General features: G+C 70.6%; 11 protein-coding genes and 1 tRNA gene. 7 read left to right on the top strand and 5 right to left on the bottom strand.

From position 1 onward, the window contains the following. Positions 1–177: 177 nt before the first annotated feature. A complete protein-coding gene (locus WA967_RS09165; protein ID WP_424421518.1) occupies positions 178–705 on the bottom strand; it encodes a methylated-DNA--[protein]-cysteine S-methyltransferase in 528 nt (175 codons plus the stop codon). A gap of 228 nt (positions 706–933) precedes the next feature. On the opposite strand from WA967_RS09165, the gene WA967_RS09170 reads away from it, so the two are divergent. Both WA967_RS09170 and WA967_RS09175 read left to right on the top strand, forming a co-directional pair. Beyond that, positions 934–4,590, top strand: a complete 3,657-nt coding sequence (locus WA967_RS09170; protein WP_424421601.1) for an AAA family ATPase — start codon at positions 934–936, stop codon at positions 4,588–4,590. Next, positions 4,583–4,759 (top strand): hypothetical protein, encoded by a 177-nt coding sequence (locus WA967_RS09175; RefSeq protein WP_424421520.1) that lies wholly within the window; start codon positions 4,583–4,585, stop codon positions 4,757–4,759. The genes WA967_RS09170 and WA967_RS09175 overlap by 8 nt, the downstream gene beginning before the upstream one ends. Positions 4,760–4,934: 175 nt before the next feature. Here the strand turns inward: WA967_RS09175 and mscL are convergent, their stop codons facing one another. Genes mscL through WA967_RS09190 form a run of 3 tightly spaced genes read right to left on the bottom strand, consistent with a single transcriptional unit; the run spans position 4,935 to position 6,252 of the window. Further along, on the bottom strand, positions 4,935–5,342 hold the full coding sequence (mscL, locus tag WA967_RS09180; protein WP_424421522.1) for a large conductance mechanosensitive channel protein MscL: 408 nt from the start codon (positions 5,340–5,342) through the stop codon (positions 4,935–4,937). 27 nt (positions 5,343–5,369) lie between these two features. Next, on the bottom strand, positions 5,370–5,642 hold the full coding sequence (locus WA967_RS09185; protein WP_424421525.1) for an FmdB family zinc ribbon protein: 273 nt from the start codon (positions 5,640–5,642) through the stop codon (positions 5,370–5,372). A gap of 13 nt (positions 5,643–5,655) precedes the next feature. Further along, the gene (locus WA967_RS09190; protein WP_424421527.1) at positions 5,656–6,252 is read right to left on the bottom strand and encodes a 5-formyltetrahydrofolate cyclo-ligase; all 597 of its coding nucleotides are present in this window, start codon (positions 6,250–6,252) and stop codon (positions 5,656–5,658) included. Between the two features lie 82 nt (positions 6,253–6,334). Here WA967_RS09190 and galU point away from each other — a divergent pair, with 82 nt between their 5' ends. From galU to WA967_RS09215, 5 genes are all read left to right on the top strand, one after another. Further along, positions 6,335–7,216 (top strand): UTP--glucose-1-phosphate uridylyltransferase GalU, encoded by an 882-nt coding sequence (gene galU, locus WA967_RS09195; RefSeq protein ID WP_424421529.1) that lies wholly within the window; start codon positions 6,335–6,337, stop codon positions 7,214–7,216. A gap of 13 nt (positions 7,217–7,229) precedes the next feature. Then, on the top strand, positions 7,230–7,853 hold the full coding sequence (locus WA967_RS09200) for a GNAT family N-acetyltransferase (RefSeq protein ID WP_424421531.1): 624 nt from the start codon (positions 7,230–7,232) through the stop codon (positions 7,851–7,853). 68 nt (positions 7,854–7,921) lie between these two features. Next, the gene (locus WA967_RS09205) at positions 7,922–8,761 is read left to right on the top strand and encodes a hypothetical protein (RefSeq protein WP_424421533.1); all 840 of its coding nucleotides are present in this window, start codon (positions 7,922–7,924) and stop codon (positions 8,759–8,761) included. Positions 8,762–8,788: 27 nt separating this feature from the next. Further along, positions 8,789–8,861: transfer RNA gene (locus WA967_RS09210), tRNA-Ala, on the top strand. 122 nt (positions 8,862–8,983) lie between these two features. Beyond that, positions 8,984–9,118: a hypothetical protein gene (locus WA967_RS09215; protein ID WP_298865497.1), complete on the top strand. Its 135-nt coding sequence runs from the start codon at positions 8,984–8,986 to the stop codon at positions 9,116–9,118. 66 nt (positions 9,119–9,184) lie between these two features. Here the strand turns inward: WA967_RS09215 and WA967_RS09220 are convergent, their stop codons facing one another. Next, positions 9,185–9,961 carry an IclR family transcriptional regulator gene (locus WA967_RS09220; RefSeq protein ID WP_424421536.1) on the bottom strand — a complete coding sequence of 259 codons (777 nt, stop codon included), beginning with the start codon at positions 9,959–9,961 and terminating at the stop codon, positions 9,185–9,187. Positions 9,962–9,987 lie beyond the last annotated feature (26 nt).

Genomic DNA, 9,987 nt, shown 5'->3' on the forward strand with positions numbered 1-9,987 from the left:
CTCGTGCACAGCACGGCCCGAGCGGCCGGCCCCTGATCGCCTGCCCGCGTCTGCTCCCCAGCGCGACGCGGGCGTCCCCAAGACTCGGTTCGTCATCCCCAGTGCGGTCCGAGCACTCCCAGATGCGGAGCCCGGCGGCCTACACGCCGGGCTCCGCCTGGTGCCGGCGCTCAGCGCTCAGCGCTCAGCGGCGGCGTCGCGCTCGAGGTCGAGCAGATAGCGCTTGCGCTCAGGGTGCGCGCCGTAGTGGCCCATCGATCCGTCGGCGCGGATCACTCGGTGCACGGGCACGATCACCGAGAACGGCGTGAGCCGGCATGCCGTGCCCACCGCACGCGCGGCACCAGGATGCCCGGCCAGGACGGCCACCTCGCCATAGCTCATCGTCTCGGCCCACGGCACCGTGCACACCGTCTGCAGCGCAACGCGCGGGAAGCCGTCGATCAGCCGCCAGTCGAACCGCACCTGCTCGTCGAACCGGATCGGCTCGCCCTCGAAGTACGCGTCCAGCAGGTGCGCGAGCTCGTCTCCGGAGCCCGGCGCGTCCTCGGGGACCGCGCCGAGCCTGCGACTGACGTTCTCCAGCAGCCACGGGACGCTGGGATCGTCGGCCTCGGACAGATCGAAGCTGACGATCCCGGCATCCGAGAACACCGCAAGCGCATCGCCGAACGGCGTGGGAACGAAGTCGTATCGGAAGCTCATGACACCATCATCCTGCGCGGGGCCGACCCCGCAGGTGCCAGAACCCGGCGACTGTGGACAAGTCGGGAGGAAACCCGGCGTGTGCAGGAGTATCGAATGCGAGCGCGATCGGCGGCAATCCGCGTGAATCGGCCCGGGATACCGGACCTCAGCCCCTGCTCCGCTTAGGCTTTGGGTGTGTGGCGACGTGAGGCGAAGGGCGCCGAGGATGCGGGAGAGGACACCGCGATGAACCTCGGCGAGCTCGGCGACTCATCCACGGGAGTGGACATCGCCCACGCGGCGGAGGCGCAGCGCACCACCCTGCGCGCAGAGGCCGCCGACCTCGGCGGTGCGTCGCCGCTGCTCGCCTTCGTCGATGCGCCCGAGTCCGGCATCGACATCTCCAAGGCGCATCCCGGCAGCCTGCCCCAGTTCATCACGGGCCGCTCCACGCTGCTCTCCAATCTGTTCCGAGACGAAGTCGGTCTGCGCACCGCGCGGATGGCCGCCGAGCGCATCACCGCACGCAGCACCGAACTGCGCACGGTGCGCGGCATCGACGCGGTGCGCCTGGCCGTGGGGCTCGCGCGCTGGAAGGTCGGCGGTGTGGAGTTCTCCGCCCCGGTGCTGCTGCGGCCGCTGGGGATCCGCCGTCACCACGCCGACTTCGAGCTCAAGCTGCAGGGCGCCTTCGAGGTCAACCCCGCCCTGGTGCGCGCTGCGCGCGACCACTTCGGCCTCACCCTGGATCCCGCGGGCCTGGCATCCCTCGCCTACGACGGCGGGATCTTCAAGCCGCAGCCGGTCATCGACCAGCTCCGCGCGCTGACGCACTCCATCGACACCTTCGCCGTGCATCCGAGGCTGGTGGTCTCCACCTTCGCCGACGTGGCAGGCGCCATGGTCCGCGACATGGTGAACCTCGACCACCCGGTGCTGAACGCGCTGGGCGGGCACGCCGACGACCGCGAGCGCGTGTCCGCCCGACGGGAGCTGCCGGAGGTGCACGGACCGGACGACCGGGCGCCGGCAGCCGAGACGCTGCTGCTGGATGCGGATGCCGAGCAGGAGGACGTTCTGGCGCGCATCGCAGCCGGACACTCCCTGGTGGTCTCCACTCTGCCCGGCACCGGAGGCACCCAGACCGTCATCAACGCACTGGGCGCGTTCGTGCGCGCGGGCAGGCGGGTGCTGGTGGTCTCGACCCGCCGCTCCACGCTCGACGGCGTCCGGCATCGGCTTGCCGGCATCGGCCTGGACGGCCTGGCCGTCTCGCCGTCGGCAGTGCGCCACGATCTGATCCGCGCCATCTCCCGCAGTGAGAAGGCCACCCAGCCCCGCGCCACAGAGGTCGATGAGGCGCTCGTGCGTCTGCGCACCGTGCTGCGCGACTACCGCGGGGCACTGACCGGGAAGATCGGCAGCACGGGCGCCTCGGTGCTGGATGCCACGCGCAGGCTCACCCGTCTGGCGCTGCTGCCCGTGCCGCCGTCCACCGGCGCCCGGCTGGACATGAAGACGCTGGAGCGGCTGGCCGGCGATCGGTCCCAGGCGGCCAGGGCGCTCACCAGGGCCGCGCGCCTCGGCGAGTTCCGCTTCGGCCCCGACGACTCGCCGTGGTACGGCGTCAGCTTCGAGAGCACCGAGGCCGCGCAGCAGGCGCACAGGCTGGCGGGGGAGCTGCACGCCACGGGCGTCCCCTCGCTGCTGGAGCGCGGCTACGAGCTGATCGCACAGACCAGCATGCGCCCGTTCACCACGATCACCGAGCTGGGGGAGTACCTGCAGCTGCTGAAGGGCATCCGCGATTCGCTGGACCGCTTCAGCCCGACCGTCTTCGAGCGCCCGCTGGGCGAGCTCATCCAGGCGCACGGCTCACGCCGCGATGCGCCGGGGATGTCCTCCGCCAATCGCCGCCGCCTCAAGCGACTGGCCCGCGAGTACGTCCGACCCGGCGCGCAGGTCGCGGAGATGCACGAGTGGCTGCTGCGCATCCAGCAGCAGCGCTCGCAGTGGCAGCGCTACGTCGACGCCGGCGTCGCCCCGCAGGTGCCGCTCGGGTTGTCCGACGTGCATGTCGCGTGGCAGCGGGTGTCGGCCGAGTTGAGTGAGCTGGATGCTGCGCTGGGCCGCAAGGAGCCGCTGGCGGCGCTCCCCGTGGCGCGGCTCGTGCGCACTCTCTCGGGCCTCGCCACGCGCAGCGCCGTGTTCGACAACCTCGTCGAGCGCACCGAGATCCGCGACGAGCTGTCCGGTCTGGGCCTGCGTCCGCTGCTGGCCGACCTCTCGGTGCGGCACGTGCCCGAGGAGCGCGTGGCCGATGAGCTGGAGTTCGCCTGGTGGCAGTCGCTGCTGGAGCGGGCGCTGCAGGACGACCGCTCACTGCTGGGCGCCAACACCTCCGTGGTCGACAGGCTCGAGCGCGACTTCCGCCTGGTCGATGAGGCGCACACCGCCATGGCGGGTCCGCTGCTGGCCTGGAATCTGGCCAGCCAGTGGCGCATCGCCATCGTCGACGAGCCCGATCAGGCGAAGAATCTGCGCCGCGCGCTGAAGGGCGGCGAGGCCACGACGGCCGAGATCGTCACCGCCGCGCCCGACCTGGTGCGCGTGCTCGCCCCGGTCTGGATCGCCTCACCCTACGAGGTGCCCGAGATCCCCGACTCCGTCGAGTTCGACGCTGTGCTGCTGGTGGATGCCGGTGCCGTGAACCTCACCGAGGCGACGCCGGCCATCCGCCGTGCCCGCCAGATCGTCGCCTTCGGCGACCCGGTCACGCAGCGCCCCACGCCGTTCACGGCGGCGACGCTGCCGGACCCGACCTGGGAGCCCGAGGTGCCGTTCGACGACGTCTCGGTGTTCGAGCGGCTGGCCGAGCTGTTCCCCGTCATGACGCTCACCCGCAGCTATCGCGCCGGCGGCGAGGACCTCGCCGAGCTCATCAACGACGCGTTCTACGGCGGCGAGATCGTGTCGCTTCCCTGGGCGGGCTCGTACCTGGGCCGTGGCAGCCTCACCGTCGACTACGTCGAGGGCGGCGTGGGCAATCCCGACCCGGAGAGCGGGGCGGTGGAGAGCCCGGATGCCGAGGTCGCGCGCGTCGTGACCCTGGTGGTCGAGCACGCCATCAACCGTCCCGCGGAGTCGCTCATGGTGGTCACCGCGTCGAGGCGGCATGCCGAGCGCGTGAGAGCCGCCGTGGCCAGGTCGTTCGCCGGACGATCGGATGTCGCCGACTTCGTCGGCCGCGACACCGCCGAGCCGTTCGCCGTGCTGACGCTCGAGGAGTCGGTCGCGGAGAGCCGCGACCGCGTGATCTTCTCCCTCGGCTTCGGACTGACCAGGCACGGCCGCGTGCTCAGCGACTTCGGGGACCTGTCCCAGGAGGACGGCGAGCGGCTGCTGACCGTCGGGATGACCCGGGCCCGCCGGTCGATGGTCATCGTCTCCTGCATCCGTCCCTCCGCGTTCGACGAGGGCCGCCTGGAGCACGGCGCATCCACGCTGATGTCCATCCTCGGCAATCTGGCCGCCCGCGGGCGCGACGCCCGCCTGGAGGATCTGGCCGACCCGCTCACTCTGGCGCTCGCGCGCGAGCTGCGGCGCCTGGGCGCCTCGGTGGACGTCGACTACCGCGGACTGCTGCCGCTGGTGGCGCAGCACGGCGGGCGCGCGGTCGTGATCGAGTCCGATCCGGAGACCCACGACGAGTCGCTGCGCGAGAGCCTGCGACTGCGGCCGCAGGTGCTGCGGCGCCTGGGCTGGCACTACGTGCGAGTTCACGCCTTCGACCTCTACAGCGACCCTGCGACAGTCGCTCGGCGCATCGCCACGGTCCTCGGCATCGAGGAGGACGCGGTGCGGGCGAACGACGACACCCAGCCGCTCGACGTCGATGAGTGAGGAGCGGCAGCACATCGTGCGCGTGCCGGGCTCGCGGCGCGCGCAGCTGACGCCGGTGGAGGGCACTCACGCCGAGCCGCACGTGCGCGAGGAGCGCCATGCCGGCGTCGACGGCAAGCACGGCCCCAATGATGCGCAGATGCTGCGGGAAGTACCACCGCACTACTGAGTCTCGACGCTTCGACAGGCTCAGCGACCCAGGCGGTGGGCTCAGCGACCCAGGCGGTGGGCTCGGCGACCCGGTGCGGTGGGGTCCCTGAGCCGGTCGAAGGGTCGTCATCCGCATACGAAAGGAGCGCCCCGTCCCCGAGGGGACGAGGCGCTCGATCATGCGCCGACCGGGGTCAGCTTGCGGCATCCTTGCGCAGTGCGTCGCGGATCTCGATGAGCAGCTCCTGCTCGCTGGGCAGGGTCTCCTCCTCGACGGCCGGGTTCTTCGCGGCCTGGTGCTCCTTCCACTTGTTCATCGGCAGGACGAACACGAAGTAGACGACCAGCGCGACGGCCAGGAAGCTGATGATGGCGGAGATCAGGTCGCCGAGCGGGAAGGTGACCGCCTGGCTGTAGATGCCGTGGATCGTGGGCCCGAACTTGCCGGCCTTGTCGGCCTCGAAGAACAGCGAGACGATCGGGTTGATGATGCTCGACACGACGGCGTTCACGATGGCGGTGAAAGCGCCGCCGATGACGACTGCGACGGCCAGATCGATGACATTGCCCTGGGCGATGAATTCCTTGAATCCCTTGAACATGGGCTCCCCCTGGAGTGGTTTTCGGCCTCAGTTCGAGGCTGGAGTCGCCGCGGGCGCCGGGCTGGCGGACGTCGAGGACTCCGCCTTCGATGATGCCGAACTCGGCGTGCTCTTACCAGTATTTCCGCGCGAGTCGGTGCGATAGAAGCCCGAGCCGTGGAAGGTCACGCCCACGCTGCCGTACTGCTTGCGCAGTGCCCCGCCGCACTCCGGGCAGATCGTGAGCGAGTCCTCCGAGAAGCTCTGCACGGCGTCGAAGCGGTGGTCGCAGGCCGTGCAGGCGTAAGAGTAGGTGGGCATCCGGGATTCCTGTTCAGTTGCGTGCGGGAGAGATCGCGATGGTCTGCGTCGGGGTGACGATGCCGTTCACCGGCTGGTCGTGGACCTCGCGCGGCAGCGCATCGAGTACCTCGGAATCATAGATCACCGCATACACCGGAGGGCATTTGAGCATGGAGCCGATGGTCTTGTCGAAGTAGCCGCGGCCCCAGCCCAGGCGGGTGCCGGTGCGATCGATGGCCGCCGCCGGGATGATCATCAGGTCCACGTCGTTCACCGCGATCGGCCCCAGCACCTCGCCGGTCGGCTCCGGAAGTCCGTACATGCCCTCGGCGACCTCGTCGGTGCCGTCGGCGACCGCCCAGTCCAGCAGGCCGTCGGCGCGGGTGATCGGCAGCAGCACGCGGATGCCGCGGGCGACGGCCTCGTGCACGAAACGGCGCGTGTCGGGCTCGGTGCGAGTGGAGAGGAAGCAGGAGACCGATCGCGCGTCGTGCGCGCTGATCAGCGCGTCCAACTGCTCGGCGATGCCGATCCCCGCGGCCTCGCGCTGGGCCTCGGTGAGGAGCTGTCGTCTCTCGCGCAGCTCCGCGCGCAGCGCGCGCTTCTGCTGCTTCTCATCGCCCGGCATCCCTCGATCATACGGCGAGGTCCTCGGCATCCAACCGGACGTGACCTGCGGTGAGGGGGGATGCCGCCGGTATGCTGACCGGATGAGCACCATCAAGGCGGTCATCCCCGCCGCGGGTCTGGGCACCCGGTTCCTTCCGGCGACGAAGGCCATGCCGAAGGAGATGCTCCCCGTGGTCGACAAACCGGCCATCCAGTACGTCGTAGAGGAAGCCGTCGAGGCCGGCATCGACGACATCCTCGTCATCATCGGGCGCAACAAGAACGCCATCTCGAACCACTTCGACTCCGTTCCCGAGCTCGAGGTGCGCCTCGCCGAGAAGGGCGACCAGGACCGTCTCAGGCAGGTCGTGGAGTCCAGTGATCTCGCCGACATCCACTTCGTCCGGCAGGGGGAGCCCAGGGGACTCGGCCATGCGGTGCTCCGTGCCCGGTCGCATGTGGGGGACAACTCGTTCGCGGTGCTGCTGGGCGATGACCTGATCGACGAGCGCGATCCGCTGCTGCCCGCCATGATCGCCGCGCACGAGCGCACCGGCGCCGCCGTGATCGCGCTCATGGAGGTCGACCCCGCGTACATCCAGGCGTACGGCGTCGCCGCCGTCGACGGGGCAGATGCCGACGGCGTCATGCGGGTCACCGGCCTCGTCGAGAAGCCCGCACCCGAGGACGCCCCCTCGAACCTGGCTGTGATCGGCCGGTACGTCCTGCCTGCCAGCATCTTCGAGGTGCTCGAGCACACCCGGCCCGGCAAGGGCGGCGAGATCCAGCTGACCGACGCCCTGGCGGAGCTGGCCGTCGAGGACGGCGGGCCCGGGGTGGTCGGCGTGGTCTTCCGCGGTCGCCGGTATGACACCGGCGACCGGCTGGAGTACATCAAGGCCATCGTCCAGCTGGCCGTCGATCGCGACGATCTCGGCCCCGATCTGCGTCCGTGGCTGAAGACCTTCGCCGGGCGCCTGTAGCCTGCACATCGACATGCCTCTCGAATCCATCGACCAGATTCAGCACGGCCCCGTCGGGCTGCGACTCATCCGCGGTCGCGACGCCCGCACCCTGCAGCGCGAGCTGCTGTCGAACCGGGCCTGGTTGCGGCCGTGGGAGGCGACGATCCCCGGGGGCGTGACATCGTTCGACATGCGGGTCAGCATCCGCCGCCTCCTGCAGCAGCACCGCGAGGGCGCCGGCTACCCGTTCGTGATGGAGTACGACGGCGAGATCGCCGGCCAGCTCAACATCTGGGGCGTCGCCCGCGGCTCGCTGTGCTCCGCGACCATCGGGTACTGGGTCAGCGAGCGCTTCGCGGGCCGCGGCATCACACCGACGTCGGTCGCACTGGCGACGGATGCCGCGTTCGACCTCTTCGGGCTGCATCGGATGGAGATCTGCATCCGACCCGAGAACCACGCCAGCCTGCGCGTGGTGGAGAAGCTCGGCTTCCGCTACGAGGGCCTGCGGCGCCGGTTCATCCACATCGACGGCGAGTGGCGCGATCACCATGCCTTCGCGCTGGTCAAGGAGGACGTGCCCGAGGGCGTGCTGGCGCGCTGGCTGGCCGGTCGCGTCCCACCCGGCGCGGGCGCGGTCCCCGCCGCGGACTGACTCGATTCGGCGCGACACGCGATACGACTTTCGGCGCGTCGCGAACAGCGTCGCCTAGCGTGGTCTCCATGGGTGGGCCGGTGCTGAGCGGGGGCGTGATCGTCCTGGTGTCGGTGCTGCTGTGGGCGCTGTACTTCATGCCCACCTGGCGCGGACGCCATCAGTACTACGCCGCCGAGCGCAACGCCGTGCGGCTGAACCAGGCGCTGCGCGTGCTGGCCGAGACCAGCGAGACGCCGGATGAGGTGCGGCTGGAGCTCACCGCCCGCACGGTCATGCAGCAGCAGCGCCTCGCCAAGCGCGTGCAGGCCGAGAAGGAGAACGCCCAGCTGGAGAAGCTGCGGCAGGAGCTGGCGGCCACCCGGAAGGATCCGGTGCTGCGGCAGGCGAGGGCTCGCAGGCGCGTGCGGCTGGCGGCCGGCATCGTCCTCGTCGCGGGCCTGGCGATGCTGGGCCTGGGGATCTGGGAGTTCGTGCTGAGCGAGGAGTGGCTGCTCGGGGCGTCCGGCCTGGCGCTGGCCGTGGTCGGCGTGGCCGTGCTGGTGCGGATGGCGCAGGTCGCGCGGCATGCGGTCGTGCGCGTGCAGAAGGCGGATGCTGAACCCGTCGCCGCTCGTGTGTCCCCGCCGCTGCACGACCAGGGCGCCGTGTCGTGGACGCCGCGCCCCGTGCCGCAGTCGATGGTCACCGTCGCAGGATCCCGTGCCCAGCAGGCGCGCGCGCAGATCGACGCGCAGGAGGAACGCCGCCGTGCCGAGGAGCTCGCGCCCGCCGCGCCGACTCCGATCCAGGCTCCCGCGGCCCAGGCGGATGCCGCGGATTCGCCCTATGCGAGCATGGGCGTCATCGACGACGCCGAGATCGAAGCGCATGTGCGTCAGCTGCTCGCGCGTCGGGCTGCGGGCTGAGAGCGTGCTAATCTAGCTGAGGTTCACGGGCCTATGGCGCAGTTGGTAGCGCGCCTCGTTCGCATCGAGGAGGTCAGGGGTTCGAATCCCCTTAGGTCCACATTCCGAGAGCCCCGGGCATCAGCCCGGGGCTCTTCTCATCCCCCGACTTGCTTTCCTGCAGGTCTCGGCTATGGTCAAGGATCAACCACCCGCCAGCCGAACGAAGGGGAAGCGAGTCTCATGTCCGGAAAGACACCGCAGGCACGAGGAGGGAAGAAGGCTCCCAAGCTCTCCCTCAAGGAGAAGAGAGCTGAGAAGCGCGCGAAGCGCGAACCCGAGACCTTCATCAAGTCGCGCAAGGACGCGCGGATCTGATCGAGTCCGGGTTGGAGAAGAAGGGCGCCGTGCATGCACGGCGCCCTTCGCCATTCCTGGGTGATCTCAGCCCAGGCGGCGTTGCAGCGTCCGTGCGGCGGCGAGCACGGCGTCCGTCGGATCCGACCTCGGCTCACCCTCCCAGGTGACCGCGACGGCCGCGGTCGGCCAGTCCGCGTGATCGCGCACGACGGCCGCGATCGAGCGGAACCCGGGCGTCACCTCGCCATCCTCGGTGGCCAGCCCCGTCTCGCGGACCATGCGCAGCACCTCCCGCAGCTCGCCCGGGCGTGACGGCCCTGCACCCGTGCGGTCGGTGAAGGCCGCAGCATCCGGATACAGCGCCCGCACCTGGCTGCGGGGGAGGGCCGCCAGCATGGCCCGGCCCGTGGCGGTCAGGTGCGCGGGCAGGCGCACGCCGACGTCGGTGACCAGCGCGGGGCGGCGGGCGGCACGCTCCTCGACGATGTACAGCACGTCGCGTCCGCTCATCACGGCCAGGTGAGCGCTCTCGCCCACCTGGTCGGCGAGGGCGGCGATCAGGGGCCGTCCCAGGCGCGCCAGCGGCTCCTGCCTGGCATAGCCGCCGGCCAGCTCGAACGCGCTCGTGCCGAGGCCCCAGCGGCGGTCCTGCTCCAGGTGCACGACGAAGCCGTGCTGCTCGAGCGTTGCCAGCAGGTGGTAGACCGTGGAGCGCGGAATGTCGAGATCCCGCGCCAGAGCGGATGCCGCGATCGGTGCAGGACGTCGGGCGAGATGCCGCAGGATGCGCAGCGTCTGATCGGCTGCAGGCACCTGGGGGTGCACATCATCGGCATCCGCGGGGCGAACGTCTGGGATCACAGACACAGTCTGCCACGAGAGCCTGC

Origin of the sequence: Microbacterium sp. (assembly GCF_049650565.1) — a bacterium.
Taxonomy (GTDB): Bacteria; Actinomycetota; Actinomycetes; order Actinomycetales; family Microbacteriaceae; genus Microbacterium.